This is a genomic window from Mesorhizobium sp. USDA 4132, assembly GCF_056279545.1.
Map to the genome: position 1 here is coordinate 1,180,901 of NZ_JBWCCP010000001.1, position 26,878 is coordinate 1,207,778.

Sequence of the window (26,878 nt, forward strand, 5' to 3'; positions counted from 1 at the left end):
CGCACCAAAAGGAGAGTGACTGTGGATCAAGGAATTCGCCCGTCGATGCGGTCACCCTCAGGCCGTGAAATCCCCGACGAGATCGATCCGGTATTGGAAGAACTGGTGCGCGGCATCATCGGCCAGGTGGCCGACAAATGGACCATGCTGATCCTCGAGGTCCTGGAAGAACACGGCACGCTGCGCTTCACCCAGATCGGTAAGCTGACCGGCGGCATCAGCCAGAAGATGCTGACCCAGACGCTGCGGCAGATGGAACGCGACGGTTTCGTGTCGCGCAAGGTCTATCCGGTCATCCCGCCGAAAGTCGAATACAACCTCACGGAACTCGGCCGAAGCCTCAGCGCCGCCTTCTGCAGCGTCTGGGAATGGGCAGCGGCGCGCCACGCCGATATCGAGGCGGCGCGAAAAGCCTTCGAGGAGCGCAACGGGAAAGCCTGAGTTTCTCTCCTTATGGAGGGGAGGAAGGTATGTCCCTATCAGGCTGCCACCACCGCTTCCCCGTTTTGACGGCCGGACGATCGCATATGGGACGTGAGACGGTGCGGCGTCCCTAACCCTCCCCCTTGTGGGGAGGGTGGCCGGCAGGCGGGAGGGGTTTTTATACTGGTTGAAGGCCCCTCCCCAACCCCTCCCCACAAGGGGGAGGGGCTCCACGCACCGTCGTCCCCTCACATGCTATCGCCCTACCGCGAGCGGGAAAAGGGTGAGGAGCAATTTCTATCGAGTCAGCCACGGCTCGCCGTAAAGAAGCTCTCCGGCCCCTCCACCTCGATCAGCTGCCGGCCTTCCACCTGCCAGAAACGGGTGCCAACCACCCGCACGAAACTGCGGTCGTGGGAGACCAGCAGGCCGCTTGCCTGATGCGCCATCAGCTCGCCTTCGAGTGCCTCCTGCCCATCGATGTCGAGGTGGTTGGTCGGTTCGTCGAGCAGGTAGAAATTCGGCTCCCGCAGCCGCAGCACCAAGAGGCCGAGCCGCGCCTTCTGCCCGCCCGAGAGTTCTCCGACCGGCCTTGCCTGCATCTCCACCGTGATGCCGATGCCGGCGAGCAGTGAGCGGGCCTTCTGGTCGCCGATGTCGAACCGGTGGATGATCGTTTCGTGCGGCGTCTGCCGGTCGTCGAGGTCGGCGAGCGACTGGTCACCGTAACCGAGGATCAGCGTCGGCGTCGCCTTGATGCCGGCGATTGTCACGGCGGGCTCGGCGATCGCCCGACGCAGCATCGTCACCAGCCGCGTCTTGCCGGTGCCGTTGCGGCCGAGCAGCACGATCCGGTCGCCCTGGCAGATGAACTGCTTGCCGGTTTTGAACAGAACCGTGCCGTCCGGCGTCGTCACCGCCGCATCCTCCAGCGTCACCAGCACCTTGGCACGGGTACCCCGATTGGCGAGGCGGATGGCGCCGGCGGAGCGTTCCAGATGCGCCGGCCTTGCCGCGTCCTCCAGCTTCTCGGCCCGTTCTTTCAGCTGCTTGGTCTTGACCACCAGCAGGTCGCTGCCCGAATTGATGCCGATATTCTTCAGCTTCGCCGCCTGCCGGCGCAGCTGGTCGGCCGTCTTGATGTCGCGTTCGTAGCGCTTCGCATCCGCCGCATCCGCCTCGTCGAGCGCTGCCCGCGCCCGGGAATAGGGCAGGGAGAACGCCTGGGAGTTTTCCGGCCGCAGGAAAAGCGTGCGGTTGGTCACACTGTCGAGGAAGGCGCGGTCGTGGCTCGACAGGATCACCGGCATGTCGCGGGGGAGCGCGTTCAGCCAGTCTTCAAGAAGCGCGATCTTGGCAAGATCGAGATGGTTGGTCGGCTCGTCGAGCAGCAGCGCGTCCGGTTCGGTCACCCAGGCCCGCGCGATCAGCGCCAGCCTTTGCCAGCCGCCGCTCAGCGCGGAAAGGGGCCGTTCGCGCAACTCCTCCGGCACCTCCATCCCTTCAAGCGCTACATCGGCACGCCAGCTTTCGCTGTCGATCTGATCCGCCGGCAGCGCCTGGAGCACGGCCTCGCGAAAACTCGCCTGCATCAGGGCAGGCGGCACATTCTGCTCCACCATGCCGATCGTCAGTCCCCGGCTTCTGGTGATCTCGCCCTCGCTCGCATCGAGCGTGCCGGCGATGCATTTCAAGAGCGTGGACTTACCGCGCCCGTTGGCCGCGACGATACCGATCCGGTCGCCGGCATTGATGCTGAGGTTGAGCCCGGAAAACAGCGGGCTGGACAGGGTGATTCCAAGGTTGCGGATGTTGATGAGGCTCATTGACGTTCTCTGGTCTTGGCTTGCAGACACAGGACATCGCGGGCACTCGCGGCCATCGTCGATGTCATGCACATTTTGCAGCGTGTTCGGAAATCGCAGCTATGCACGAGCGGGCGCTCGGCGCTGCGGGCCACGAAGGGCAGACCAGGAAGGTGTATTTTAAGAGAAACGGCCTCTGGTCAGCCCTGCAAACGCATTTGCAGGGCGTCGACGGGACCACGCGTCCGGTAGTACCGGAAATAGAAATTGTGCACGTGACCCTCCTTTCTCTTGAAAAGCACATTGGCGAAATACCATCGCACTCAGGCGAATGCAACCGGACCATACCAGGCCGGCATATTGCCGCGGAGCTTGCTCAGGGCGGTTCGGCTGTTATAAGCGGCCATCGCCGACTGGCGAATTGTTGATTTTGAGGAGCGACGCCGATGGCTGGCGATGATGACGAATACGTCTATGACGAAGCGACCGGCGAATGGCGCCCGGCCTCCGAACTGGCTGCGGCCGCAGGTGCCGGTGCCGCCGAGGTTCGCGACGCCTCCGGCACCGTCCTCAAGGATGGCGATTCCGTCACCCTGATCAAGGACCTCAAGGTCAAGGGCGCCGGCCAGACCCTGAAGCAGGGCACGGTCATCAAGTCGATCAAGCTGACCGACAACCCCGAAGAAATCGACTGCCGGCATGAGGCGATCAAGGGCCTGGTGTTGCGGACGGAGTTCGTGCGTAAGCGGTGATGATTGAGGTCGATGCCGGCCGCGGTAGGCTTCGTTGCGCTCCGGGGCACCCCCCTCTGCCCTGCCGGGCATCTCCCCCTCAAGGGGGGAGATCGGCCAGAGGCGGGCTCCGAATTCTCTCTTGGGCGACAGCGCATCAGCCCGGACCAAGGCGTATTAGCTTCGGCCCGAGCGCATCAGCCTAGGGCGACAGTGTGTCGGCTCCCGCTCTCGACCTTGATTGGGGCACGGTGCAAGCCCCATCCGATCTCCCCCCTTGAGGGGGAGATGCCCGGCAGGGCAGAGGGGGGTATCACGGGCGCGACAGCCAACTAGCAACCGAAATCCGACAAGCCTCCCCGCGAATTAGCCCGGCGAACCCTACCGCTTCAAGCTCCCCAAGATCCCGCGCACGATTGCCCGGCCAACTTGCGTCGCAACCGTCCGTGTCACGCTCTTCATCGCCGCTTCGATGATCGTTTCGCGCTGATAACCGGAGCGGCGCGGCTGGGCGCGGTTCTGGTCGTTGTCGTCGTCCTTGCCGCCGAAGCCCGGCAGGGTCCAGCCGGTCGTCTCGCCGGAACCGGCGGGCGGTGCGGCCTGCAGCTCGTCCTGCGCCTTCCTGGCGGCGGCGGTATCGGCGGCCTGCTTGGCGCGGGCGGCGAGGATTTCGAAGGCGGATTCGCGGTCGAGGTCCTCGTCATAGAGGCCGAGCACCGGGCTCTTGTCCATCACCGCCTGCCGTTCCTGGTCGGAAAGCGGGCCGATGCGGCCGGATGGCGGACGCACCAGCGTGCGTTCCACGATCGAAGGCGCACCCTTGCCTTCGAGCGTCGAGACCAGCGCCTCGCCGGTGCCGAGATTGGTGATCGCCGTGGCGCAGTCGAAATCGGGGTTGGGGCGGAACGTATCGGCCGCCGTCTTTACCGCCTTCTGTTCGCGCGGCGTATAGGCGCGCAGCGCGTGCTGCACCCGGTTGCCGAGCTGGGCGAGCACGGTTTCCGGCACGTCGAGCGGGTTCTGGGTGACGAAATAGACGCCGACGCCCTTGGAGCGGATCAGGCGCACGACCTGTTCGACGCGCTCGGTCAGCACCTTTGGCGCGTCGTTGAAGAGCAGATGCGCCTCGTCGAAGAAGAATACCAGCTTGGGCTGTTCCGGATCGCCCACTTCCGGCAGTTCCTCGAACAGTTCGGAGAGCAGCCACAGAAGGAAGGTCGCGTAAAGCCTCGGGTTCATCATCAGCTTGTCGGCGGCAAGCACCGAAATCTGCCCGTAGCCGGTGTTCGGGTTGGTGCGCATGATGTCTGAAATCTTCAGCGCCGGTTCGCCGAAGAAGTGCTCGGCACCCTGCTGTTCCAGCACCAGCAGCCCGCGCTGGATCGATGCGACCGAGGTTTTCGAGATCAGCCCGAACTGGGAAGACAGCTCTCCCGCATTGTCCGCCATATAGTTCAGCAGCGAGGCGAAATCCTTGAGGTCGAGCAGCGGCAGGTTCGCCTTGTCGGCGATCTTGAAGGCGATGTTGATGACGCCTTCCTGCGGCTCGGACGCATCCATCAGCCGCGACAGCAGCAGCGGCCCCATCTCGGCGATGGTGGTGCGCACCCGATGGCCCTTTTCACCGAATAGATCCCAGAAAATCACCGGAAACTGTTCGAACTCGTAATCCTGGAAACCGATCTGCTCGGCGCGCTTCAGGAGAAAATCCTTGGCCTCGCCCTTCATGGCGATTCCGGAAAGGTCGCCCTTGATGTCGGCGGCGAAGACGGGCACGCCGGCCTTCGAAAAACCTTCGGCGAGCACCTGCAGGGTCACCGTCTTGCCGGTGCCGGTGGCGCCGGTGACGAGACCGTGGCGGTTGCCGAACTTCAGTTCCAGATATTCAGCCTTGTTGAGCGAATCGTCCGGCTTGCGGCTGCCGCCGATGAAGAGCTTTCCCGTATCGTCCATTCGGTTCCATTCCCTGCAAATTCGTGCGGCTATCCGTCCTTAATAGCAATTCCAGGAAAAGTGTGAAGCGGTTTCCCGCCCGGCATCGCATGAAAACAAAAGGATAGAGCCGTTCAGGTCGGCAAGCGTTTTGCGGGCCTGCGATGCGTTTCATTCGCCCATCGCAATGCTCTCACAAAGCTTTTATAAGCTCGCAGCGGACTGGCAACAACGCTTGAGCGTCGAATCCGCCGTGAAAATTGCAAAGCCCCCGTGGCTTGAGTTTATTGGATGGTTGTTTTACGTTGACGTGAACGTCAAAACCTTCAGGAGAGATTGATGAACGAACTGGTTTCCCGCGTCGCCGAGAATGTCGGCATTGCCCCTGACGTCGCCGAAAAGGCGATCGGCATGATGCTCGGTTTCCTGCAGCGCGAGGCCGATGACGGCGCGGTTGCCAAGATGATCGAGGCGATCCCAGGCGCTTCCGATCTGGTCGCCAAGTTCAACGGCGAAGGTGCGGGCGGCGGCGGTCTTCTCGGCGGCCTGATGGCAAGCTTCGGCGGCGGCGTCATGGCGCTCGGCCAGCAGCTGATGAGCCAAGGTCTCGGCATGGGCGAGATCACCGGCCTTGCCAAGGAAACCATGGCGGTCGCCCGCGAACACGCCGGCGACGAAGTGGTCGATACGGTCATCGCTTCGGTTCCGGGCCTGTCGCAGTTCGTCTGATCTGCCTCCTTCGACTTTTTTAAGCCGTCGGCCGCGAGGTCGGCGGCTTTTTTGTCTTATCCGAAGCAATGAGGCCGGCGAGCGGCCAAGCGGATGCCGTCGGCGCCCCTGCAGGCTTGTCCTCGGCTTAGCACTCTCCATGTCAATGAGAGTAACCCAGGATGGGAGGTTGCCATGTCCGATCACGACGAGGCCGCCATGGTGCGGATAACGGGAAGGGTGCAAGGCGTCGGTTTCCGTGCCTGGACCCGTGAGGAGGCGGAACAGCTGGGTTTGACGGGCTGGGTCCGCAATGAGCCGGATGGTTCCGTCCTTGCTTTGCTCGCGGGATCGCCCGCCAGCATATCGCAAATGCTCGAGCGTTTCCGGCACGGTCCGCCCGGCGCGTCGATCTCCGGTGCGGAGCGGCAACCGGCGACGCTCGCGGAAAAACCGGTCGGTTTCCGGATCACCAGATGACCCGGCCGATCGCCCGGTTTTCCGGTTCTCGGTGGCCGATCTTCCGCGGTTATCCGTCCCAACGGGGCGGCAGTTGTTTCGGCAGCGGCTGCGACAGAAAAGCCATTGACTTTTCATCCTTTAAGGCACATTTCCAAAAGCGAAGTGACGCCCGACCGGGCGCCACTCTTTCAAAGGACAATTGAGATGAACCCCGACAGTCGAAGTTCGACGTCATCATACCGACCCGTTCCTCCGGGGCTCTAGTCCTTCTCGATAAGGATGCGCGCTCCGAAGGGACCGATGGTCCAAAAAGGAGCCGTCATGCTGCGCATCCATGCCTACGACCTTGATCGCCTTGTTTCCGTCGCGTCCGATGTGCCGGCTGTTGCCGCAGCGCCGGAGGCATCCGACGTGTCGGCACCCGTAACGTCCGACCTTGCAACGTCCGGCCTTGCAACGCCCGCTCCCGCAAAGCCTCCCATCGTCTGGTACGACCTTGTCAGCCCCACGTCCGAGGAAGAACGCGCCGTCGGCGAGTATCTCGGCATCACCGTGCCGACCATGGACGAGATGGAGGACATCGAGCTTTCCGCCCGCCTCTATCAGGAGGACGGCGCCGAGTTCATGACCATGACGGTGCTGACCAGGCCCGATGCCGGCACGCCGCGAAAGGTTCCCGTCACCTTCATCGTCAAGGGCCAGGTCCTGGTCACTGTCCGTTATGCCGAGCCGCGCCCCTTCGATGCCTTCATGGCGCGCGCCCGCAAGCCGAACGGAACGGGCCTGCATTGCAGCTACGGCGAACTGATCATGACGGGGCTGATCGAGGCGATCATCGACCGCATGGCCGATACGCTGGAACGGCTCGGCACCGAGATCGACCAGATTTCCCAGGAGGTCTTCTCGACCAAGGCCGCCAAGGCCAACGCGAAGACGCGCGACCTGCAGGACCTCATCCGCGAGGTCGGTCAGAAGGGTGAGTTCATCACCGTCGTGCGCGAAAGCCTTGTCAGCGTCAGCCGAGTCGTGGCTTATTATGCGGCGCTCGACGGCGTCGATCGCAAGCTGACCAAGGAACTGCGCCAGCGGCTGAAACTGCTGCAGCGGGACGCCACGTCGCTTGGCGATCATTCCGCCTTCCTGTCCGGCAAGATCAATTTCCTGCTGGATGCGACGCTCGGGCTGATCAATCTCGAACAGAACCAGATCATCAAGATTTTCTCGGTCGCCTCCGTCGTTTTCCTGCCGCCGACCCTGGTCGCTTCGATCTACGGCATGAACTTCGCCAACCAGCCGGAACTGCAATGGACCTACGGCTACCATATGGCGATTGCCATGATGATCGTCTCGATGGTCCTGCCGTATCTGTATTTCAAGCGGAAGGGGTGGCTGTGACCAGGGAAGGCCTCCGGATGTTTCCGGGGGCCTTTCTCATCTCCTGGCGAGCCATGCCTTCAGGACGTCGTTGATACGGGACTGCCAGCCCGGTCCACCGGCTCTGAAACCTTCCAACACATCTGCGTCCAGCCTGATCGTCGTCGACACCTTGGTCTGCTCGCTTTTGGGACGGCCACGGACGACCGGTGCCGACGTCAGCTTTTCGGCCCACGGGCTTTCCGTCAAATCCGGCGCGTCATCCTCAATGGCCAGCGAGTCGTGGGCCATAAGCTTTTTGCTCTCGGTCATTGGCTTTCCTCATGCTGATAATGCGCTGGTCGTCTCCCCGCGGTGTCCAGACAAAAACCACCATGCGTTCGTCCAGAAAGCCGACGGTGAAATAGCGCGCTTCTCCATAATCGATCCGGTCGTCTTCGATCGTCAGATGAGAGCCGTCGAAGACTTTGCCCGCGTCGGCAAAATCGAGCCCCCGCTGTTCAACGGTGAGAAGACGTTTTGCCGGATCAAATATGATAGCCATTTATTGTTACTACAAAAATAGGGGTTCTTCAATCCTCATCGGCTTTATTGCAATAAAAATGTGCCGGAGATTTCCGGCGCATTTTGTCAGCTTGTCAGCGAAGATCAATTATCCCATTCCGGGGCCAGATGCCCCGGGTTGACGATACGGCCAGTCGGCTTGGCAAGCGCGTGGATCGCCTGCATCTCGTCTTCCGCCAGCGCGAAATCGAACACGTCGAAGTTTTCCGGCAGGCGGGAAACGGTCGCGGTCTTGGAAAGCGCGATCACGTCCTTCTGCTGGATGGCCCAGCGCAGCGTCACCTGCGCGGCCGTCTTGCCGTGCTTGGCGCCGATATCCTTCAAGACTGCGTCGCCCGGCACCGCGCCGTTCGCCATCAGGTAATAGGCGGTCAGCGACATGCCGTGCTCGGCGACTTCGGCCAGAACCTTCGTCTGGTCGAGATAGGGATGGTATTCCACCTGGTTGGTGGCAAGCGGTGCATCCGAGAGCTTCACCGCTTCGGCGATCAGCGCGACGGAAAAATTGGAGACGCCGATATTCTTCACCTTGCCAGCCTTTTTAAGCGCGTTCAACGCACCCATGCGGTCGGCGAGCGGCATTTCGCTCTGCGGCCAGTGGAGGAGAAGCAGGTCGACATAGTCGGTCTTCAGCTTGGCCAGGCTCTCGTCCACCGAGGCGATGAAGGCGTCATGGCCGACGCGGTCGACCCAGACCTTGGTGGTGAGAAAGATGTCGGCGCGCGGGATGCCGGACTTGGAAAGCACATCGCCGACGGCTGCCTCGTTCTTGTAGATCTGCGCGGTATCGACATGGCGGAAACCGAGCTTCAGGGCCTCCGGCAGCACGCGGGCGACGTCTTCGTCGGGCATGCGGAAGGTGCCGAAACCGAGGGCGGGAATGTTGGCGCCATTGGCGCTGACTGTGAACATATTGAACTCCTGAAGGGAAAGCCCGGCAAACGGCCGGGCCAAATGAGGCCCGTATTACATGGACCGATTCTGTGACGGATCAACCACCCGAGTTTTCGGGTAGCGTCAGCCGGCGATGGGCGGGTTAAGGCGGGCAAAGCCTTCCTGGCGCCGATAGGGGAAATGCGGGTAGGGGGCGGTGACAGTGCTTGCCGCATCGAGCCTGGCGATCTGCTCCGGTGTCAGCGACCAGCCGACGGCCCCGAGATTCTGGCGAAGCTGTTCCTCGTTGCGGGCGCCTATGATCACCGAGGAGACGGTCGGGCGGCTGACAAGCCAGTTGATCGCCACCTGCGGCACCGTCTTGCCCGTCTCGTCCGCCACCACCTGCAGCGCATCGACCACCCGGTAGAGCAGCTCGTCTTCGACAGGCGGGCCGAAATCCGCTGTCTCATGCAGGCGGCTGCCTTCCGGAAGCGGCTTGCCGCGGCTGATCTTGCCGGTGAGGCGTCCCCAGCCGAGCGGGCTCCAGACCAGCGCACCAAGCCCCTGGTCCTGCCCAAGCGGCATCAGGTCCCATTCGTAGTCGCGGCCGACCAGCGAATAATAGACCTGGTTCACGACATAGCGCGTCCAGCCATGTTTCTCGGCGGCGGCGAGCGATTTCATGATCTGCCAGCCGGAGAAGTTCGAGACGCCGATATAGCGCAGCTTGCCATCCTTCACGAGTTGGTCGAGCGTCGAGACGACCTCTTCGACCGGCGTCGAGGCATCGAAGGCGTGCAGCTGGAAGATGTCGATATGGTCGGTGCCGAGCCGTTTCAGGGCGGCATCCACCGCGCCGATCAGCCGGGAGCGGGAGGAGCCCCAGTCGTTCGGCCCGTCGCCGGTCGGCAAGCTGGCCTTGGTGGAGATCAGCACTTGGTCGCGCCGATCCTTGATCGCCTGGCCGAGCACTTCTTCCGAAGCACCGGCCGAATAGACGTCGGCGGTGTCGAACAGGTTGACGCCGGCCTCGAGGCAGATGTCGACGAGGCGGCGGGCTTCCTCGACATCGGTCGTGCCCCAGTGGCTGAACAGCGGGCCGGAGCCGCCGAACGTGCCGGCTCCAAAGCTCAAGACCGGCACTCTGAGGCCGGATTGTCCGAGATTGCGGTATTCCATGGTCGTGATCCTTCGGTGTGTCGGTTATTCGGCCGGGCAGGAGAGGGCGGGTGCGCCGCTGATGGCGGTCTCGCGCTTGTCCAGCCGGATGGCGAAGAGGGCGACGGCAAGCGCTGCAAGCGGCACCAGGCCGGCGATCAGGGTGACCGAGCCGAGACCTGGGCCGTGGTCGATGACCACGCCGCCGAGCCAGGCGCCGATCGCATTGCCGAGGTTGAAGGCGGCGATGTTGAACGACGAGGCAAGCCCCTGGCCGGCGCCTTCGGCCTTCTGCAGCACCCACATCTGCAGCGGCGAGACGGTGGCGAACGCAGCCGCGCCGAACAGGCCGATGGCGATGACGGCGAGCACTGGCTGATGGATCGCGGCGGTCAGTGCCAGCAGCACGGCGGAGAGCGCGATGAGGCTGGCGACGATGGTCGGCACCAGATGACGGTCGGCAAGCCACCCGCCGGCCAGATTGCCGATCACCAGGCCGCCGCCGAAGACAAGCAGGATCGGCGAAACGGCGGCTTCCGAAAAGCCGGTGATCTCCGTGAGGATCGGGGCGATATAGGTGAAGCCTGCAAACACGCCGACCCAGCTCAGCACGGTGATCAGAAGCCCGAGCAGAACCGAGCGGCGGCCGAGCACGGCAAGCGCGCCCTGCGCGCTCTCTTCGTGGTTGTCCGCAGCCTTGTCCTTCGGGACGAACAGCGCGATCACGGCGAGCGCCACGAGACCGATCAGGGTGACGGCAAAGAAGGTCGAGCGCCAGCCATAGGCTTGGCCGAGCCACGTACCGAAGGGGACGCCGAGAATATTGGCGACCGTCAGGCCGGTGAACATGATGGCGATGGCCGAAGCCTTCTTGTTCGGGGCAACCAGGCTGGTGGCGACCACCGAGCCGACGCCGAAGAACGAGGCATGCGCGAACGCGGTCAGCACCCGGGCGGCCATCAGCGTCCAGTAGTCGGGCGCCAGCGCACAGGCGAGGTTGCCGACGGTGAACACCACCATCAGACTCATCAGCAGGGTCTTGCGCGACCATTTGCCTGTCAGCATGCCGAGGATGGGCGCACCGACGACGACGCCGAGCGCGTAACCGGAGATCAAGAGGCCGGCGGCCGAGATCGATACGCCGAGATCTTTGCTGACGTCGATCAGCAGGCCCATGATGACGAATTCGGTGACCCCGATGCCAAAGGCACCGGCCGTCAGCGCGTAGAGAGCGAGAGGCATTGGCTTGGATCCTTGTCCTTGGGAGGAAGGAATTGCATTTGATGCAGCGCAATATCGTCGCCTCGGACTTGCCTGTGTAGCCGCATAAGCGGATAATCATTTGTGAATTGAAATCACAGGTGACATTGATGGTGGAGCAAGACCGCCCCCCTCTGGCCTGCCGGCCATCTCCCCCTCGGGTGGGGAGATTGGCTGGGCGCCTGCTCACCGCCGTACATTCAGCGTCTCATCCTGCGCGCTTCCGGCTGAAGTGCACGACGCTCGTCTGGAAGCGGCGATCGCGCCACTTGTGATCTCCCCACCCGTGGGGGAGATGGCCGGCAGGCCAGAGGGGGGCGCCGCGGCACAACCGAAATGATCGAAATCTGAAAGCGAGCCCCAAATGGACAACCGCGCCGGTGAAATGGAAGTGTTTGCCCTGGCGGCCGAGCTGAAGAGCTTCTCGGCCGCCGGTCGCAAGCTAAAGCTCTCCCCCTCCGCCGTCAGTAAACTCGTGACCCGGCTGGAGGACCGGCTCGGCACCCGCCTCGTGGTCCGCTCCACCCGCATGTTGCAGTTGACGCCGGAGGGGGAGACCTATCTGGCGCGGGCACAGCGCATCCTGGCCGAGATCGCCGATACGGAGGAAATGGTCTCCGGCGGCGGGCGGACGCTGCCGCGCGGGCCGCTGTCGATTAACGCTTCGGTCGGCTTCGGAGAACGTTATGTCCTGCCGCTCACCTGCGAGTTCCAGCAGCTTTTCCCCGATATTCAGCTCGATATCACGCTGACCGACGACATCGTCGATTTGATCCGCGAGCGGGTCGATATCGCCATCCGCCATGGGCCGATGCGCAATTCGTCGCTGATGGCGCGAAAGCTCGGCGAGAGCCGCCAGGTGGTGATCGCCTCGCCCGGCTATCTGGAGCGTCACGGTGTCCCGAAAATGCCGGCCGAGCTCATCCATCACAACTGCATCAATTTTAATTTCCGGCGGGCGGTCGAAGGCTGGCCTTTTCGTGATCCGAAAACCGGCAGCCGGGAGCTGTTGCCGGTTTCCGGAAACCTGAAGGCGAGCAACGGCTCGATCATCCGGCAGTTCTGCCTGGATCATCTCGGCATCGGCCGGGTCGGGCGGTTCCATGTGGAACCGGATATCGAGGCCGGCCGGCTCGTGCCGGTTCTGGAGGATTTCAATCCCGAAGATATCGAGGAAATCCATGCCGTTTACGCCGGCCATGAGCACCTCGCCCTGCGCATTCGCACCTATATCGACTTTATCGCGGCACGACTTTAAGAGACCGCCCCGGTCACGTTGATCGGCAAACGTGTCTTTCAGGCCACAGTTTCGCCTTGCATTGGTCAATTTTGCCACCCACATCGGCTGGATTAGGAGAATCTAATCCCATGAATGACCAGCTGAATGAAATCATCGCCCGGATACGGGCGGAGGTGGCTGCCGGTTCGGCCGATCGCTCGCATGTCGCCATGTCGATGGAGGACCTGCTGCTGCTTGTTCAGAACTTTGAAAGCCTGCGTTCCGAGCGGGAGGAGCTGCGCCGCAGGGCGGAGCTGCATGCCGACGTGATCGAGGCGGTGAGGGTTTTTATGGAAGCCTATCGCGACAAATACAAGAACTACGGCAGCGGCGGCGTGCGCCCAAGTGCAGTCCTGCGCCACGAGGTGTGGCGAGTCTATGCTGCGATGCGCGGTCTGCCGATCGCCAATGACAGCATGTTCTGAAGCCCGCTACTGCCGGTGACCCATCCTAGTCCCGATCCGGTGCGCCGAGCGGGAAGAACGAGCGGTAAGGCCGGGCCTCGTCCACCGCGCGCGCAAAAGACGGTCGGGCGAGCAGCCGCTTGCGATAGGCCCGCACATGGGCGAACTGCTCGCCGATCCGGTGCGTCCAGTCCGCATAGAAGAGGGCGGGCGCCGCGGCGCAGTCGGCGAGGCTGAACGCCTCTCCAGCCGCCCATTCCCGGTCCGCCATGCGCTGGTCCAGCCAGCCATAGGCGGCGTCCAGCATGTCGCGGGCTTCCTGCACGCCATAGGGATCGCGGCTCTCTTCCGGGCGGATGGCGTTGAAGACGACCTTCTGCTGCGGCGTGGAAATGTAGTTGTCGAAGAAGCGGTCCATCGTCCGCACGTCGAGCGCCGCGTCCGCGTCGTCCGGGATTAGTTTTACCGGGCCGGGATAATGCTGGTCGAGATATTCGATGACGATCGACGATTCGAAGACCCGTTTCTCCCCGTCGATCAGGATCGGAAAACGCTTCACCGGCCACATGCTGCAGAGATCCTGATAAGCTGAAGGATCCTCCGGCCCGAGCATGCGGGTGTCGAAGTCGGTGCCGTTCTCATAGAGCGCGGTCAGCACCTTCTGGCAGTAGGACGAGAATGGATGTGAATACAGAACCGGACGCATGACGGCCTCCCATAACCGATTGCGAATTGAAACTGGTTTAGGAATAACTCAGCTGATTGCTTTTTGCAACTGGTTTATGCTGACATGATTTCCTGCCGAGCAAGATCGCCCCCCTCTGCCCTGCCGGGCATCTCCCCCACAGGTGGGGAGATCACAAGCGGCTTGCTCATCCGGCCAAATTGCCGTGCGCCGGGTCGCCGCGCTTGTTGTTTGGGGAAGCCGGCGCGCCCAGCCAATCTCCCCACCCGTGGGGGAGATGCCCGGCAGGGCAGAGGGGGGCTGACACGGCCCGACCTCTCCCATTTCCCGCCTCACGCCCCGACCACAACCGCCTCCCGCACATGCATCGCCCGGATCTCCTTCGCCACCATCTCCTGCAACCGCCAGAGATTGCGGTCGCGGATGCCGAATTCGGCGAGATGCACGACGGTATTGTAGAGATATTCGGCACACGAGCCGCGATGCCCGCAGGCGCGCGCCAGAACCTTTGCGACCTCGTCGAGCGGCAGCAGCGGACGGACGATGCGCTTGCTGGTGCCGCCGACCCAGAAGGTCAGCGCCCGCACGGTCTCTCCGGCCTGGGTGTGGACCGGCAGCCAGCGGAACGAGGTGAGGCTGTCGCGATGGCTGACCTCGCGGCGCAGTGCTTTTTCGATCTGGACGCGCTTGTCGTCGTCGGCCACCCGGTAGATCACCCCGTCGCAGCGGCCGCCGCGCGACAGCATCATCATCAGCCCCGGCTGTGCCGGCGAGCCGCGACCGCGCTCGATTCTCAGCGAAAAGGAGCGATGCCAGCCGAACGCGGCGGCCCGCTGGCAGGCGATGCTATCGAAGCCCGGCTTCCAGATCAGCGAGCCATAGGCAAACACCCAAAGTGGATCCTCGCCGATTTCCGCGGCCAGCCGATCGGCGATCTCGATGAAATCGTCGTCGGTCAGCGGCTCCCATGTGGCCGGCTGCCCGGGATCGATCTCCTCGCGAAAGCAAAGGTCGACCAGGTCCTGCGTCAGCGACAATGTGGATGGTTTCGGCATGGCTTCGAACGGCTTTTCGGGCAGGACGACGAAAACGGGAAGGGTCGAGAGTGCAAGCCGAACCGGCCCGAGTCAACCATTTTGCTGCGTTGCGGCTGCAGGCCGGGTGCGTCAAGCTGGAGAACCACCGACGTCACCGCAATGCGAAAAGTCGGCCTGGTGCCACGAAATGGTCACGGAACATTTCCAGCATGAACCTTTCTTGAAGGGCTGGCAGCCAAGGAGCGATGATCATGGACATGACCACCGAAGCCCCCCGGGAGAGGATGCGGGTAAAACACAAGTGGCTCGACCTCAACGGCATCAAGGTGTTTTACCGGGAGGCGGGCAGGGCCGGTGCACCCGTGCTTCTGCTGCCGCATGGCTATCCGTGCTCGTCCTATGAATTCCGCGAATTGATGCCCCGGCTTGCCGATCGCTGGCATCTGGTCGCGCCGGATTTTCCGGGCTCGGGCTATACCGACACGCCCTCCGGCTTTGCCTATGATTTCGATGGTTTCACCGGCTTCCTGGACGAGTTCACGCAAACGCTCGGTCTCGACCGGTTCGCGCTCTACCTCCATGATTTCGGGTCGCAGATCGGTCTGCGCCTGGCGATCCGGCACCCGGAGAAGATCGCCGCGCTGATCATCCAGAACGGCGATATCTATGAGGACGCGCTTGGTCCCAAATATGCCGCCCTGCAGGAATTCTGGCGCAACCCGACAGAGGAAGGCCGCCGCAAGATCGCCGGCGCCGTCACCGAGGAGGGTTTCAGGGAGGAGTTTCTCAACGAAGTGCGGCCGGAGATCGCCGAACGCATCCCGCCCGACCTTTGGAAACTGCATTGGGCCTTGATGGACGAGCAGCGGCGGCAGATCGCGGTCGATGTCATCGCCGGGCTGCGCGAGAACGTCGCCTGGTTTCCGCGTTATCAGCAATATCTGCGCGATCGCCAGCCGCCGACCCTGATCGTCTGGGGTCCCCAGGACGGCTATATGCCGGAAAAATCCGCCCGCGCCTTCCTGCGCGACCTGCCCCGGGCGGAACTTCATCTTCTCGATGGTGGTCATTGGCTGCTGGAAACCAATCTCGACGAGGTCGCCCCGCTCATCCGCGACTTCCTTGGCCGGGTACATTCCGGTTGAGGGCCGGGGGAGAGTTTTTGATGCGTTGGCTTTTTATCGCGGTGCTGATGATCCTGGTCGGTTGTGTCCTCAGCATCATCTGGATGAATGATTCTGGTCTCGGCCGGATCGAAGTCACGCAGCCCCAGGCGCAAAACCCGCTGGCCCCGCCACCGGGCACGCCTTGAAGCTGCCGGGCACCCCTTGAAACCGCCCTTCAGGCTTTCACTGCGACGATGAAGAACCGCGGGAAGCGCAACAGCACCCGCCCGTCGACCATCGGCGGGTAGGCCTTGGCGATGCGGGCGGTATAGTCGGCCGCAAAGGCTTCGGCATGAGCAGGGCCGGCGGCGTCGAGATAGGGGCGGAGCCCGGTCGCCTTGACCCATTCGACGATCGCGGGCGCATCGCCAAGCGGGTGGTAATAGACCGTGTGCCAGACGTCGACGCGAACGGCTTTCGGCATCAGCCGGTCGAAATAGGCGGCCGGAGGCGGCAGGACCGGGCGGCGCACCCTGCCGCCTTCGAAAGCGGCCTTCCACGGGCCGGCGGCACCGGTCTCTTCCATCAGCGTATGGCTCGGCTCGGAGAGGTTGTCCGGCATCTGCACGGCCAGCACGCCGCCGGGCGCCAGGTGGTCCATCAGCCGGGCGAGCACGGAAATATGGTCCGGCACCCATTGGAAGACGGCATTGGCGTAAAGCAGGTCGGCCGGCTCCTCCGGGATCCAGGTCTTCAGATCGGCCTTGGTGAACCGCGTGCCGGGCAGGCGCTTGCGCGCCGCCGTCAGCATGTTGTCGTCACTGTCGAGGCCGGTGACATTGGCGGCCCCGAACCGTGCCGCGATCAGCTCCGTAGAATTGCCCGGACCGCAGCCGAGGTCATAGGCGCGAGCCACTGAGGCAAGCGGCACCTGCGCCAGAAGATCGCGCGCCGGCCGCGTCCGCTCGTCCTCGAATTTCACATATTGCTCCGCAGACCATGCCATTTCCAGCTTCCTTCGATCTTGTCTCGCTGAAACATGCCACTCCGGCACCCCGGTCTCCATGGTCAAAAATATCAATTTTTGTGATGATCCATCTCATATTATCGCTTGACCTCGGTGGCGGCCCCGGACTTCACTCACCCTCAATTTTGAAGCGCCTCACGCGAATGACCCCGGAATGACCAAGGAGATCGCCATGCCCGTCAACACAGCCCCGCGTACCACCACCTGGACGTTCGTGGACGGCGAATGGCTGGAGGGCAATCCGAAGCTGATCGGACCGACCTCGCATGCCATGTGGCTCGGCTCCACCGTGTTCGATGGCGCCCGCTGGTTCGATGGCATCGCGCCGGACATCGACCAGCATTGCCAGCGCGTCAACCGCTCGGCCAGGAACATGGGCATGCAGCCGGTGATGCAGCCCGAGGAGATCGAGGCGCTCGCCTGGGAAGGCGTCAAGAAGTTCGACGGCAAGACGGCGATCTACATCAAGCCGATGTACTGGTCGGAACACGGCATGCCCTACAGCGTCGTCACCGCCGATCCGGAATCGACCCGTTTCGCGCTCTGCCTGTTCGAGGCGCCGATGCAGACCGCCAAACCCTCGTCGCTCACCGTCTCGCCCTATCGCCGCCCGAACCCGGAAGTGGCGATGACCGGCGCCAAGACCGGCAGCCTTTATCCCAATAGCGGCCGTATGATCATGGAAGCGCGCAACCGCGGCTTCGACAATGCGCTCGCCCGCGACATGAACGGCAACGTCGCCGAAACCGCGTCCTCGAACATCTTCATGGTCAAGGACGGGGTGATCATGACGCCGGTCGCCAACGGCACGTTCCTTGCCGGCATCACCCGCTCGCGCGTCATCAACCTCCTGCGCCTCGGCGGTTTCGACGTGCGCGAGATGACGCTGACGGTCGAGGATTTCATGGATGCCGACGAGATCTTCACCTCCGGCAACTATTCCAAGATCGTGCCGGTCAACCGTTTCGAGGAACGCCAGCTCCAGGAAGGCCCGGTCGCCCGCAAGGCGCTGGAACTCTACATGGACTGGGCCCGCTCCCCCGGCGACGAGGCCTGAAACCTCCAGGCGGCGGCGTGTGAGGCAGGCGATAAGTTAGAATTCGTCGTCTTCGACGTCGTCCGCGCCGGTAAGGCTTTTGCCACCATAAAGAATACGAGCAATCGTGACGGTATTCTCATCCACGCGGAAGGCGATGGTTGCCTTTCGGCGATACCCCACGAGCCTCAAGCCCGGCTCTACGTCGTTGCGGAGGGTTCCCCGTTTGGGGAAAGTGCTGAAGCCATTGCAATGGTCAATGATCCTGCGGATATAAGCACGCGCGAAATCATCTCCGGTCTTGCCTGACAGGTAATCGAACAGATCGGCCAGATCCAGACGCGCTTCGAGGGAGAGGATGACTGAATATTTCATGCACCGATCGATCTTCGATCCCTGGTCTGCATGTATTCTTCAAGTTCTTTTCTCGTCTCTTCAATCGTGCGCCCCCTGCTGGGATCGGCATCATGCGCTCTCAGCGCCGGCACGACCTCGTCCCGCAGCCAGCTCTCTATGCCCGCATCATGGTCCGCCAGATACCGCAATCCTTCGGCGACCACCTCGCTTTCGTCAGCAAATTCGCCGGACGCGACTTTCTTCTGGACGAGTTCGGCCATGTCTTCCGGCAGGGAGATGGTAATCGATCGGTTCGGGCGCATCTGTCGGTTCCTGTTCGCGGGCAAGCCTATCACAATCGGGCAAGGGGCGCTATTTCGCCGCCGGGTTTATTAGACCGTTGGGAGCACGGTGATGCAGGCAAGCCCGCGTCCAGTGTCCTCCCATGCCTCCCCTCACACAAGCCGGACCGCGGCCGTGCCGATGATGATCATCGAGACGGCGATCATCAGGGGTTTGACCGGCAGGTAGCGGACGATGAAGGCGCCGATCGGGGCGGCCAGGATGCCGCCGAGGATGAGGCCGAGGGCAGAAGAGAGTTCCGACCAGCCGAGCGCCATGATGAAGGTTGCGGAAATCAGGATGGTGACGGCGAATTCGGTGAGGTTGGTGGAGCCGATCACCTTCTTCGCGTCGTGGCCGCGGCCGAGCAGCGAACTGGTGACGATCGGCCCCCATCCGCCGCCGCCCATCGCATCGAGCAGTCCGCCAGCGCCGCCGACATAAGGCACGATCCAGTCGCGCACGTCGCGCGGAAACTTCGGCTGAAAGGCCTTGTAGAGGATGAACAGGCCGATGGCGATCAGGTAGACCGAGACGAAGGGCTCGATCGCCTTGCCGTCGATATTCGACAGAACATAGGCGCCGATCGCCCCGCCGATCATACCTGCCGGCGCAAGCCTTGCCACCAGCCGCCAATCGACATTGCGGTTATAGAGATGCGACAGTCCCGAGGCGGCGGTGGTGAAACACTCCGTCACGTGGGTCATGGCGCTTGCGGCCGCGGGCGCGACGCCGATGGCAAGCAGACTGGTGGTCGTCAGCACCCCGAAGGCCATGCCGAGCGCCCCGTCGACGACCTGTGCGAAAAAGCCTATGGCAACGAAGATCAGAAAATCAGACGTCAGGAAGTCGAGCGACATGCAGCCTCCTCTTTGCCACGGGCGTTCGCTTTCAATCCGCAGGCGTGAAGAAAGGTTCCCGTTTTACCCGCGCGGGAAGGTCGTCAGACGAGCGGAAAAATTGTCGGCCCATCGTCGTGGTCGCGCATCTGCGCCGCCTGATCCGGTGAGACTATTTCACCGTCAGCTTGTCTGCGGAGATCTGGCCGCCGATCTCGGCTTTGCGGGTCTTCTTGTCGAAGGCGCAGATCGTGCTGATCGCCACGTTGGCGCCGACCGCCTTGCCGGAGACGATGGCGAGCCCGTAGCTCTGGCTGCCGAAGGGATCGACCAGTGCCTTGCCGTTCTCGATCAGCCCTTTGGCGGCGGTCACGCAGGCCTTGGCCACCTCCGAGCGGAAGTTGGACCAGGCGTCGTCCGAGGCGGCGTGCGTAACGGTGACGCCGGATGCGAGGAGGACGGCGGCAAGAGCAAAAGTGGTCTTCATCAAACGGGCTCCGAATCGTGATCTGGCCCGTTTCTTGTATCTCGAAATTTCAGCAAGTTCTTGACCCGATTGGCTTGATTTTTGGCAAAGTTACCGTTGCCTCTTGGGCCTTGCGCTCCTATGTTCCCGCACGACGCTTTACCCAGGTATCTGCCGAACCCAGGTAGCTATCGAACAAGGAGTAGACCAATGGCTTTCGAACTTCCCGAACTCCCCTACGACTACGAAGCCCTTTCGCCCTTCATGTCGAAAGAGACGCTCGAATTCCACCACGACAAGCATCACAAGGCTTATGTCGACAACGGCAACAAGCTCGCTGCCGAAGCCGGCATGGCTGATCTGTCGCTCGAGGAGGTCGTCAAGAAGTCCTTCGGCACCAACCAGGGGCTCTTCAACAACGCTGCCCAGCACTACAACCACGTCCATTTCTGGAAGTGGATGAAGAAGGGCGGCGGCGGCACCAAGCTGCCGGGCAAGCTCGAGGCGGCGGTCGCCTCCGATCTTGGCGGCTACGACAAGTTCAAGGCCGACCTGATCGCCGCCGGCACGACGCAGTTCGGCTCCGGCTGGGCCTGGCTTTCCGTAAAAGACGGCAAGCTCGTCATCTCCAAGACCCCGAACGGCGAGAACCCGCTGGTTCACGGCGCAGAGCCGATCCTCGGCGTCGACGTCTGGGAACATTCCTATTACATCGACTACCGCAACGCCCGCCCGAAATACCTCGAAGCCTTCGTCGACAGCCTGATCAATTGGGATTACGTGCTCGAACGCTACGAAGCCGCCACGAAGTAATCGCGCGGCTTAATCGTCGGTCTTTTCGAGAACACCCGGTGTCGCAAGGCGCCGGGTGTTTTTTGTTTTTGAACTCCGTCATCGGGACGGAAAGCAGCAGGGGAGCAGGTTATGGATGAGCAATCGATAGAGATGGTCCTTGCGGAACTCGCCGCCCGCGAGCCGATCTTCGATGACCGTAAATTCGGCACCAGCCGGGAGGCACTGGAGGCGATGACCGAAGAGACGTTCTGGGAGATAGGCGCGAGCGGCAGGGTCTACGGCCGGGATTTCGTCATCGCTACTCTTCTTGAGCGATACCGCACACAGGAACAGCATAACTGGCCTTGCCGGGATTTCACCATCAGCCGCTTCGCCGACGATCTCTATCATCTGTCGTATACCCTGGAGGAGCCCGACCGCCTCAGCCGGCGCTCCACGTTCTGGAGGAACACTGCGACCGGCTGGAAGATCGTCTTTCACCAGGGAACGGTGATCGCTTGAAGGACGGGTTTCCGGATGGCGATGACTTTGGTCTGCTCCCACTTGGATTTTTTATTGGAAAGACCCAGAATGGCTTCTTGCAACAATTTTGGAGGCTGAATTGCCGGATGTCAGCTTGAAGAATGTCAAGGCGGGCCTTTCCGGCTTTGCCGATCAGGCGGATGCTGGCGAATTCGTAACAATGACCCAGCATGAAAAGCCGGCGGCGGTGATCGTCAGCCTCGAAGCCGCTGAGGTCGCCGGGAAAGCCGTGCCGGAGGATGGCTCCAATCTCGTCCGGTATCTCCGGAATTTTCACCTTGATGCCGACATCGATGACGATGTCTTTACCAGAAATTCCTCCCCGAGCCGTGAGGCCGATCTTTAACGGGTTTCCTTGTTGATACGAATGCCAGGGCGTCACACGCCTGTCACAGCCACCTATTACCTCCGCGAAAATGCCCCACGAAAAACCGCTTCTCCGCTTCGGCGTGATCGCCGATCCGCAATATGCCGACCTGCCGCCATGGCTGGAGATGGACCGTTATTACGCCAACAGCCTCGACAAGCTGCGCCAGGCGATCGGCGTGCTGAACGGCGAGGATCTCTCCTTCGTGGTGACGCTCGGCGATCTCATCGACCGGGGCTGGGAGAGCTACGACCCAGTGCTTGCCGTCTATCAGGGCCTGCGCCACGAGAGTTTTCTGATGCCGGGCAACCACGATTTCTTCGTCGCGCCGGCGCAGCTCGGCGATGTTCACAAACGGCTCGGCATGCCGGCCGCCTGGCACGATTTTGCCCGCGACGGCGTTCGCTTCGTAGTGATCGACGGCAACGAGATCAGCTTGTTTTCAACACCGGGAGACCAGCCGCGCCACGCTTTGGCGCAGCGGCGGCTGGAAACACTGCTTACCGAAGGCGCGATCAACGCCAAGGAATGGAACGGCGGCATCGGCGACGAGCAGTTCGGCTGGCTGGAGGCGGTGCTTGCGCGGGCAAGTGCTGCGGACGAGAAGGTCGTGGTCATGGGCCACTATCCGCTCTACCCCGAAAACGAGCACAATCTCTGGGGTGCCGAGCGGCTGACCGATCTCTTCGCCCGCTCCGGCAACGTGATCGCCTATCTGAACGGCCATAACCATGTGGGCAATCTCGGCCGTACCGGAAACACTTGGTACGTCAACTTCAAGGGCATGGTCGATACGCAGGCGGAAAATACCTTTGCCGTCGTCGAGATCTTTGCCGACCGCATCGAGATCATCGGCCATGGCCGCGAGGAAAGCCGCACCCTCGCTCTCTAGGCTCAGCCGCGCGCCGCCCAGGAAAGCCCGCGCCGCAGGATGCCGCGCATCTGCGGATGTTCGAATTCCGCCGCTACATGGCCGAGCGCCGAATAGAAGATCCGTCCCTTGCCGAAATGGCGCTTGAACACGACCGGCATCGTCACGTTGCGCACCGCCTCGTCATATTCGCCGGTAAAGGTCGTCGTCGCGAGGATTTCGACCGACGGGTCGTAATGCAGGTAATACTGCTCCGACCGGTAGTCGAAATCCGCAATGCCCTGCATCACCGGATCGTTGGGGCGAGTGACGTTGACGCGATAGTCGATGATATTGCCGGGATGCGCCACCCAGGTGACCCCGGCAAGGTAACGGAAGGCAGCACTCTCCTTGAAGGAGGTTGCAAGCGCCCCGTGGTGGCCGCCAAGCCCAAGCCCGCCGCGCACCGCCTCGACAAGCGCATTGGCATCCACCCTTTCCAGCTTTTCGCCGGTAATGATCGGCACCAGCAGGTCGGCAGCGGCGATGGTCTGGGAACCGAAGATGCCGAGATCGCCCGTTATCTCGACCGAAAAACCGTCCTCGCGAAGGATGTCGCCGGTAATGCCTGCGCATTCCTCCGGCTCATGGATCTTCAATCCGCCCCAGACGATGATGGCCTTGCGCATTCGATGTCTCCCATGCCCTGCTGATTCCTGACGAAGCGGGCGCACCATAGGGACAAAGCCGCCGGCTGTCAGGGGAGGGCGAAGGTCACGGGGCGGTCACATCGGCGGACTGCTCCAGCCCTGAACCCACAGCGACCGCAGTTTTTCGCCTTCGCCACGGAAGAAATCTTCCGCCAGTTCGCAATGCTCCACCCGGTCGGCGCGAAAATTGCGGATCGCCTGCCTCAGTTCGCACCAGGCGACGATATTGGCTGTCTGTGAATAATAGATCAGTGCCACCGGCCGGATCGTCCGTTCCGTGGCACGGCCATATTCGTCGCGGTAGTCGAGCGCCAGCTTCTGTTCGTCGCGGATCGCCCGGCGCACCATCGCCAGGTCAAGCGCGTCCGGCACCGGTGCGACCGAGCCCCAGGCATGCAGCGCATTGGCGGAAAACGTGCCGGCAAGCGGCGCCGGCACTACGGCGGCGATCTTGCGGTTCACCTGCTTGGCCGCCTGCCGCAGCTCCGTGTCGCCGGTCCGTTCCAGCAGCGCGAGCGCCAGCACGATCGCCTCCGTCTCCTCGATCGACAGCATCAGCGGCGGCAGCGTGAAACCGGGGCGCAGGATATAACCGATGCCGCGCCCGCCTTCGATCGGCACCCGCATCGCCTGAAGCGCCGCGATATCCCGGTAGATGGAGCGCACGGTGACTTCCAGCTGCAAGGCGATCTCCGCCGCCGTCACCGGCTTGCTGGCAAGCCGGAGGATCTGGATGATCTCGAACAGGCGCGAGGCCTTGCGCATGTCGGGTTTCCTTGTGGGCAGACGATCGCTACTGACAACACGTTGTCAGTTGGGCTGCCGTATAGGAGCGCATATCCGATTGAAAAACAAGGCTTCGGCATTCGAAGCCGATGATCCAAGGCTCTGGAAACTGACATGACTTACACCGAAAACCTCTGGCTCTTTTTCACGCTTCTGTTCGGCATCATCGTCGTGCCGGGCATGGACATGATCTTCGTGCTCGCCAATTCGCTGACCCGCGGACGCACCGCGGGCATGGCTGCCACCGCCGGCATCATCGCCGGCGGGCTGGTGCACTCGCTTTATGGCGCGGTCGGCGTCGGCCTGCTCGCAAGCCTGATGCCGGTCCTGTTCAAGCCGCTTTTGATCGTCGGCGCGCTCTACATGGCCTGGATCGGCGTCAGCCTGATCCGCAGTTCGATCACCGTCGACCATGTCGGTCCGGCGGACACGCGGTCGAACTGGGAAGCGTTCCGGCGCGGCGCGGTGACCTGCCTCATCAATCCCAAAGCCTATCTGTTTATGCTCGCCGTCTACCCGCAGTTCCTGCGGCCGGATTTCGGCCCGCTTGCCCCGCAGGCGACAATCATGGCGGCGATGACGGCCACGACCCAGTTCGCGATCTATGGCGGCCTTGCCGCCGCCGCCGGCCACGCGCGGCAATTCCTGGTCGGCAACGGCAATGCGACGATCTGGGTGGGACGGATCGCCGGCCTGCTGCTGCTTGCCGTGTCCATGCTGACGCTCTGGGAAGGGTTGATGGCCTGAAGGGCAGGCGACGGCCGTCGGCCAACAGACACAGTTCCTTCATATTCCGTGCCCGACGGGCAACAGGCAGGCCGCTCGCGGCGTCATGACAGGAACGTTACTTTTTTCAAACGCATAAGCCGGCAATCATGATCCTCGCAAAACTGCGCCGGCGTGACCGGCTCGATGAGGAGAAGAATGGATGAAGTTTAAACTGATTGCCGCCGCCGCGGCCGTACTCTGTCTTGGATTTACGGCCGCGACCGCGCAGGAAACCCCAATTGCCAAGCGCCAGGCGCTGATGAAGGGTATTGGCGGCGCAGCCGGCGCTCTGGGTGGTATCGCCAAGGGCGAAAAACCCTATGACCAGGCTGCGGTCCGCACGGCGCTGACCACGATCAGCACCAATATCAAGGCTTTCCCCGATCAGTTCCCGGCAGGTTCAGAGACGGGCGACAAGACCAAGGCGGCACCGGCCATCTGGGAAAAGAACGCCGAATTCCGTGGGAACGCACAGAAGCTCGGTTCCGATGCGGAGGCTGTTCTGGCGTCCATGCCGGCAGATCAGGCCGCTGTCGGCAAGGCCCTGCAGACGCTCGGCGGCAACTGCAACACCTGCCATCAGAACTTTCGCCTGAAGTGATCGCTGCCCTGTCTTAGCATCGGGACGGCCGCAGTTTTCTGCGGCCGTCCTTGCATTGCAAAGTAACGCCGGAGGATGAAGGCAATGGCATCGATATGGTCAAGAATCCTGGCGGCTGGCGTCGTGGTGATCGCCGCCGGCACAGCCATGGCCTTGGCGCCGACCAAGCCCGATCCCTATCCGGATTCCCATTGGGCAGGTCTCGGCGCCCCCGATCTTGCCAAGGGGGAGCAGCTTTTCTGGGCCGGCGGCTGCGCGAGCTGTCATGCAGCGACCGGTGCCACCGGCGATGCACTCAAGGTTCTCTCCGGGGGCAGGGCGCTGCCGAGCCCGTTCGGCACGTTCCATATTCCCAATATCTCGCCCGACCCGAAAGCCGGCATCGGCAACTGGACGCTGGCGCAGTTCGGCAATGCCACCACCCGCGGCGTTGGGCCTGACGGCGAACACCTTTTTCCGTCTTTCCCCTACGGTTCCTATTCCAGGCTTTCGGCCAAGGATGTCAACGATCTCTTCGGGTACCTGAAGACCCTGCCGGCGAGCCCCAATGTCGCCCCGCCGCACGAGCTGCCGTTCCCCTACAATATCCGCCTGGCGGTCGGCGGCTGGAAATTGCTCTATTTCAACGACCAGCCGCGGGTTGAGCTCGCGTTGGCCGACGACAAGGTCAAGCGCGGCCAGTTCCTGGTCGAAGGGCCCGGCCATTGCGGCGAATGTCATACGCCGCGCGACGCGACGGGCGGTTTTCTCCCCGACCGCTGGCTTGCCGGCGGTCCCAATCCGGAAGGCAAGGGAACCATCCCCAACATCACGCCGGGCTCGAAGAATATCGGTTCCTGGAGCCAGAGCGACATCGCCGGTTATCTCGAAACCGGTTTTACCCCCGATTTCGACACCGTCGGCGGCTCGATGGTCGAGGTACAGCAGAACATCGCCCATCTGCCAAAAAGCGATCTGGAAGCGATCGCGGCCTACCTGAAGGCGGTGCCGGCGAGGTAGGTGGATTGCTTGCAAAATCTGCTAGCATGCATTAAAGTGCTAGCATGAACAGCAAGCAGCGCAAGACGCTTGTCGCCATATTTCAGGATCCGGTGTCGCCGTCCATCGATTGGAGCGACGTCGAAAATCTTTTGATCGCGGTTGGATGCCATCTGCTCGAGGGCAGCGGATCGCGAGTTCGTTTTGAAAAAGACGGATTGGTCGTGTTTTTCCATCGACCCCACCCGGATAAGGAAGCGAAGCGATATCAGATCAAGGATGCGCGGCTTTTTCTGTCTCAGTTAGGAATAGAGCCATGAATGTCTTGGAATATAAGGGATACTCGGCCCGCATCGAATTCGATGCCGAAGACGAGATTTTTGTCGGGCACATTGCCGGCATTGCCGATGTCGTCGGCTTTCACGCCGATTCCGTCGTCGATCTCAAGACCGCCTTCCACGAGGCGGTCGACGATTATCTGGAAACCTGTGAACGACTTGGAAGATCTCCGCACAAGCCCTATTCCGGCCGGGTGATGTTTCGCATCGACCCCGACGTTCACGCCCGTGCCGCAAAAGCAGCGGAGCTGGCTGGAAAAAGCCTCAACGAATGGGCAGGCGAAATCCTGGCCAAGGCCGCCGGATAGGCCTC

The 26,878-nt window shown here is 62.3% G+C and carries 35 protein-coding genes; 19 read left to right on the forward strand and 16 right to left on the reverse strand.

The annotated features are described in order from the left end of the window. Positions 1 to 45: 45 nt before the first annotated feature. The gene (locus ACZ9IU_RS06080; RefSeq protein WP_038540929.1) at positions 46 to 441 is read left to right on the forward strand and encodes a winged helix-turn-helix transcriptional regulator; all 396 of its coding nucleotides are present in this window, start codon (positions 46 to 48) and stop codon (positions 439 to 441) included. A 287-nt stretch (positions 442 to 728) separates the two neighbouring features. On the opposite strand, the gene ACZ9IU_RS06085 is transcribed toward ACZ9IU_RS06080, so the two are convergent. Continuing rightward, positions 729 to 2,249: an ABC-F family ATP-binding cassette domain-containing protein gene (locus ACZ9IU_RS06085; RefSeq protein ID WP_038540932.1), complete on the reverse strand. Its 1,521-nt coding sequence runs from the start codon at positions 2,247 to 2,249 to the stop codon at positions 729 to 731. A gap of 425 nt (positions 2,250 to 2,674) precedes the next feature. Here ACZ9IU_RS06085 and ACZ9IU_RS06090 point away from each other — a divergent pair, with 425 nt between their 5' ends. Then, a complete protein-coding gene (locus ACZ9IU_RS06090) occupies positions 2,675 to 2,980 on the forward strand; it encodes an alkylphosphonate utilization protein (RefSeq protein WP_038540935.1) in 306 nt (101 codons plus the stop codon). Between the two features lie 360 nt (positions 2,981 to 3,340). Here ACZ9IU_RS06090 and ACZ9IU_RS06095 read toward each other — a convergent pair whose 3' ends face one another. Beyond that, complete coding sequence (locus ACZ9IU_RS06095; protein WP_038540938.1) at positions 3,341 to 4,912, reverse strand: helicase HerA-like C-terminal domain-containing protein; 1,572 nt, start codon at positions 4,910 to 4,912, stop codon at positions 3,341 to 3,343. A gap of 318 nt (positions 4,913 to 5,230) precedes the next feature. Between ACZ9IU_RS06095 and ACZ9IU_RS06100 the strand changes: the two genes are divergently transcribed. From ACZ9IU_RS06100 to ACZ9IU_RS06110, 3 genes are all read left to right on the forward strand, one after another. Then, entirely contained in the window at positions 5,231 to 5,620 is a 390-nt protein-coding gene (locus ACZ9IU_RS06100; protein ID WP_038540944.1) for a hypothetical protein, read from the forward strand. 174 nt (positions 5,621 to 5,794) lie between these two features. Beyond that, positions 5,795 to 6,079 carry an acylphosphatase gene (locus tag ACZ9IU_RS06105; RefSeq protein WP_038540947.1) on the forward strand — a complete coding sequence of 95 codons (285 nt, stop codon included), beginning with the start codon at positions 5,795 to 5,797 and terminating at the stop codon, positions 6,077 to 6,079. Between the two features lie 303 nt (positions 6,080 to 6,382). Then, complete coding sequence (locus tag ACZ9IU_RS06110; protein WP_038548891.1) at positions 6,383 to 7,456, forward strand: magnesium transporter CorA family protein; 1,074 nt, start codon at positions 6,383 to 6,385, stop codon at positions 7,454 to 7,456. Positions 7,457 to 7,492: 36 nt separating this feature from the next. Here the strand turns inward: ACZ9IU_RS06110 and ACZ9IU_RS06115 are convergent, their stop codons facing one another. From ACZ9IU_RS06115 to ACZ9IU_RS06135, 5 genes are all read right to left on the reverse strand, one after another. Further along, a complete protein-coding gene (locus tag ACZ9IU_RS06115; protein ID WP_038540950.1) occupies positions 7,493 to 7,747 on the reverse strand; it encodes a BrnA antitoxin family protein in 255 nt (84 codons plus the stop codon). After that, positions 7,701 to 7,979: a BrnT family toxin gene (locus tag ACZ9IU_RS06120; protein WP_038540953.1), complete on the reverse strand. Its 279-nt coding sequence runs from the start codon at positions 7,977 to 7,979 to the stop codon at positions 7,701 to 7,703. Before ACZ9IU_RS06120 ends, ACZ9IU_RS06115 begins: the two co-directional genes overlap by 47 nt. 104 nt (positions 7,980 to 8,083) lie before the next feature. Then, a complete protein-coding gene (locus ACZ9IU_RS06125; protein WP_038540958.1) occupies positions 8,084 to 8,911 on the reverse strand; it encodes an aldo/keto reductase in 828 nt (275 codons plus the stop codon). Positions 8,912 to 9,016: 105 nt separating this feature from the next. Continuing rightward, positions 9,017 to 10,054: an aldo/keto reductase gene (locus ACZ9IU_RS06130; protein ID WP_038540960.1), complete on the reverse strand. Its 1,038-nt coding sequence runs from the start codon at positions 10,052 to 10,054 to the stop codon at positions 9,017 to 9,019. A gap of 24 nt (positions 10,055 to 10,078) precedes the next feature. Beyond that, positions 10,079 to 11,275, reverse strand: coding sequence for an MFS transporter (locus ACZ9IU_RS06135; protein WP_038540963.1), 1,197 nt, complete (start codon positions 11,273 to 11,275; stop codon positions 10,079 to 10,081). Positions 11,276 to 11,657: 382 nt separating this feature from the next. On the opposite strand from ACZ9IU_RS06135, the gene ACZ9IU_RS06140 reads away from it, so the two are divergent. Both ACZ9IU_RS06140 and ACZ9IU_RS06145 read left to right on the forward strand, forming a co-directional pair. Beyond that, positions 11,658 to 12,551, forward strand: a complete 894-nt coding sequence (locus ACZ9IU_RS06140) for a LysR family transcriptional regulator (RefSeq protein WP_038540966.1) — start codon at positions 11,658 to 11,660, stop codon at positions 12,549 to 12,551. Positions 12,552 to 12,661: 110 nt separating this feature from the next. Then, positions 12,662 to 12,997 (forward strand): hypothetical protein, encoded by a 336-nt coding sequence (locus ACZ9IU_RS06145; protein ID WP_038540969.1) that lies wholly within the window; start codon positions 12,662 to 12,664, stop codon positions 12,995 to 12,997. Between the two features lie 25 nt (positions 12,998 to 13,022). Here ACZ9IU_RS06145 and ACZ9IU_RS06150 read toward each other — a convergent pair whose 3' ends face one another. Then, positions 13,023 to 13,682, reverse strand: coding sequence for a glutathione S-transferase family protein (locus ACZ9IU_RS06150; protein ID WP_038540972.1), 660 nt, complete (start codon positions 13,680 to 13,682; stop codon positions 13,023 to 13,025). A 311-nt stretch (positions 13,683 to 13,993) separates the two neighbouring features. Beyond that, entirely contained in the window at positions 13,994 to 14,716 is a 723-nt protein-coding gene (locus tag ACZ9IU_RS06155) for a gamma-glutamylcyclotransferase (protein WP_038540974.1), read from the reverse strand. Between the two features lie 239 nt (positions 14,717 to 14,955). Here ACZ9IU_RS06155 and ACZ9IU_RS06160 point away from each other — a divergent pair, with 239 nt between their 5' ends. Beyond that, complete coding sequence (locus ACZ9IU_RS06160; RefSeq protein WP_038548894.1) at positions 14,956 to 15,843, forward strand: alpha/beta fold hydrolase; 888 nt, start codon at positions 14,956 to 14,958, stop codon at positions 15,841 to 15,843. A 20-nt stretch (positions 15,844 to 15,863) separates the two neighbouring features. Next, a complete protein-coding gene (locus tag ACZ9IU_RS06165) occupies positions 15,864 to 16,010 on the forward strand; it encodes a hypothetical protein (protein WP_157885083.1) in 147 nt (48 codons plus the stop codon). 29 nt (positions 16,011 to 16,039) lie between these two features. On the opposite strand, the gene tam is transcribed toward ACZ9IU_RS06165, so the two are convergent. Continuing rightward, positions 16,040 to 16,810 carry a trans-aconitate 2-methyltransferase gene (tam, locus tag ACZ9IU_RS06170; protein WP_038540977.1) on the reverse strand — a complete coding sequence of 257 codons (771 nt, stop codon included), beginning with the start codon at positions 16,808 to 16,810 and terminating at the stop codon, positions 16,040 to 16,042. 193 nt (positions 16,811 to 17,003) lie between these two features. On the opposite strand from tam, the gene ACZ9IU_RS06175 reads away from it, so the two are divergent. After that, the gene (locus tag ACZ9IU_RS06175; RefSeq protein ID WP_038548897.1) at positions 17,004 to 17,888 is read left to right on the forward strand and encodes a branched-chain amino acid aminotransferase; all 885 of its coding nucleotides are present in this window, start codon (positions 17,004 to 17,006) and stop codon (positions 17,886 to 17,888) included. A gap of 36 nt (positions 17,889 to 17,924) precedes the next feature. On the opposite strand, the gene ACZ9IU_RS06180 is transcribed toward ACZ9IU_RS06175, so the two are convergent. The 4 genes from ACZ9IU_RS06180 to ACZ9IU_RS06195 form a co-directional block, all read right to left on the reverse strand. Further along, positions 17,925 to 18,242, reverse strand: coding sequence for a type II toxin-antitoxin system RelE/ParE family toxin (locus ACZ9IU_RS06180; RefSeq protein ID WP_038540980.1), 318 nt, complete (start codon positions 18,240 to 18,242; stop codon positions 17,925 to 17,927). Continuing rightward, entirely contained in the window at positions 18,239 to 18,484 is a 246-nt protein-coding gene (locus tag ACZ9IU_RS06185) for a ribbon-helix-helix domain-containing protein (RefSeq protein WP_244447481.1), read from the reverse strand. The genes ACZ9IU_RS06180 and ACZ9IU_RS06185 overlap by 4 nt, the downstream gene beginning before the upstream one ends. A gap of 174 nt (positions 18,485 to 18,658) precedes the next feature. Then, positions 18,659 to 19,390 (reverse strand): sulfite exporter TauE/SafE family protein, encoded by a 732-nt coding sequence (locus ACZ9IU_RS06190; protein ID WP_038548900.1) that lies wholly within the window; start codon positions 19,388 to 19,390, stop codon positions 18,659 to 18,661. 166 nt (positions 19,391 to 19,556) lie between these two features. Beyond that, on the reverse strand, positions 19,557 to 19,871 hold the full coding sequence (locus ACZ9IU_RS06195) for a hypothetical protein (protein ID WP_038540986.1): 315 nt from the start codon (positions 19,869 to 19,871) through the stop codon (positions 19,557 to 19,559). 189 nt (positions 19,872 to 20,060) lie between these two features. Here ACZ9IU_RS06195 and ACZ9IU_RS06200 point away from each other — a divergent pair, with 189 nt between their 5' ends. The 4 genes from ACZ9IU_RS06200 to ACZ9IU_RS06215 all read left to right on the forward strand — a co-directional run bounded on the left by ACZ9IU_RS06200 (position 20,061) and on the right by ACZ9IU_RS06215 (position 22,426). Next, positions 20,061 to 20,663 (forward strand): superoxide dismutase, encoded by a 603-nt coding sequence (locus ACZ9IU_RS06200; protein WP_038540989.1) that lies wholly within the window; start codon positions 20,061 to 20,063, stop codon positions 20,661 to 20,663. Positions 20,664 to 20,774: 111 nt separating this feature from the next. Continuing rightward, on the forward strand, positions 20,775 to 21,146 hold the full coding sequence (locus tag ACZ9IU_RS06205) for a nuclear transport factor 2 family protein (protein ID WP_038540993.1): 372 nt from the start codon (positions 20,775 to 20,777) through the stop codon (positions 21,144 to 21,146). A gap of 115 nt (positions 21,147 to 21,261) precedes the next feature. Continuing rightward, entirely contained in the window at positions 21,262 to 21,513 is a 252-nt protein-coding gene (locus tag ACZ9IU_RS06210) for a type II toxin-antitoxin system Phd/YefM family antitoxin (protein ID WP_244447482.1), read from the forward strand. A gap of 70 nt (positions 21,514 to 21,583) precedes the next feature. Continuing rightward, complete coding sequence (locus ACZ9IU_RS06215) at positions 21,584 to 22,426, forward strand: metallophosphoesterase (protein WP_038540999.1); 843 nt, start codon at positions 21,584 to 21,586, stop codon at positions 22,424 to 22,426. Positions 22,427 to 22,428: 2 nt separating this feature from the next. Here ACZ9IU_RS06215 and ACZ9IU_RS06220 read toward each other — a convergent pair whose 3' ends face one another. Together ACZ9IU_RS06220 and ACZ9IU_RS06225 are read right to left on the reverse strand one after the other, a co-directional pair. Beyond that, entirely contained in the window at positions 22,429 to 23,073 is a 645-nt protein-coding gene (locus ACZ9IU_RS06220) for a ThuA domain-containing protein (RefSeq protein WP_038541003.1), read from the reverse strand. A gap of 96 nt (positions 23,074 to 23,169) precedes the next feature. Further along, complete coding sequence (locus ACZ9IU_RS06225) at positions 23,170 to 23,859, reverse strand: helix-turn-helix transcriptional regulator (protein WP_038541006.1); 690 nt, start codon at positions 23,857 to 23,859, stop codon at positions 23,170 to 23,172. 135 nt (positions 23,860 to 23,994) lie between these two features. Here ACZ9IU_RS06225 and ACZ9IU_RS06230 point away from each other — a divergent pair, with 135 nt between their 5' ends. The 5 genes from ACZ9IU_RS06230 (at position 23,995) to ACZ9IU_RS06250 (ending at position 26,873) form a co-directional block, all read left to right on the forward strand. Next, a complete protein-coding gene (locus ACZ9IU_RS06230) occupies positions 23,995 to 24,627 on the forward strand; it encodes a LysE family translocator (RefSeq protein ID WP_038541008.1) in 633 nt (210 codons plus the stop codon). 181 nt (positions 24,628 to 24,808) lie between these two features. Beyond that, on the forward strand, positions 24,809 to 25,249 hold the full coding sequence (locus ACZ9IU_RS06235) for a c-type cytochrome (protein ID WP_038541011.1): 441 nt from the start codon (positions 24,809 to 24,811) through the stop codon (positions 25,247 to 25,249). An 84-nt stretch (positions 25,250 to 25,333) separates the two neighbouring features. Continuing rightward, positions 25,334 to 26,248, forward strand: a complete 915-nt coding sequence (locus ACZ9IU_RS06240) for a cytochrome c (protein ID WP_157885084.1) — start codon at positions 25,334 to 25,336, stop codon at positions 26,246 to 26,248. Positions 26,249 to 26,292: 44 nt separating this feature from the next. Continuing rightward, positions 26,293 to 26,547 carry a type II toxin-antitoxin system HicA family toxin gene (locus ACZ9IU_RS06245; RefSeq protein ID WP_038541017.1) on the forward strand — a complete coding sequence of 85 codons (255 nt, stop codon included), beginning with the start codon at positions 26,293 to 26,295 and terminating at the stop codon, positions 26,545 to 26,547. Further along, the gene (locus ACZ9IU_RS06250; protein ID WP_038541020.1) at positions 26,544 to 26,873 is read left to right on the forward strand and encodes a type II toxin-antitoxin system HicB family antitoxin; all 330 of its coding nucleotides are present in this window, start codon (positions 26,544 to 26,546) and stop codon (positions 26,871 to 26,873) included. The genes ACZ9IU_RS06245 and ACZ9IU_RS06250 overlap by 4 nt, the downstream gene beginning before the upstream one ends. Positions 26,874 to 26,878 lie beyond the last annotated feature (5 nt).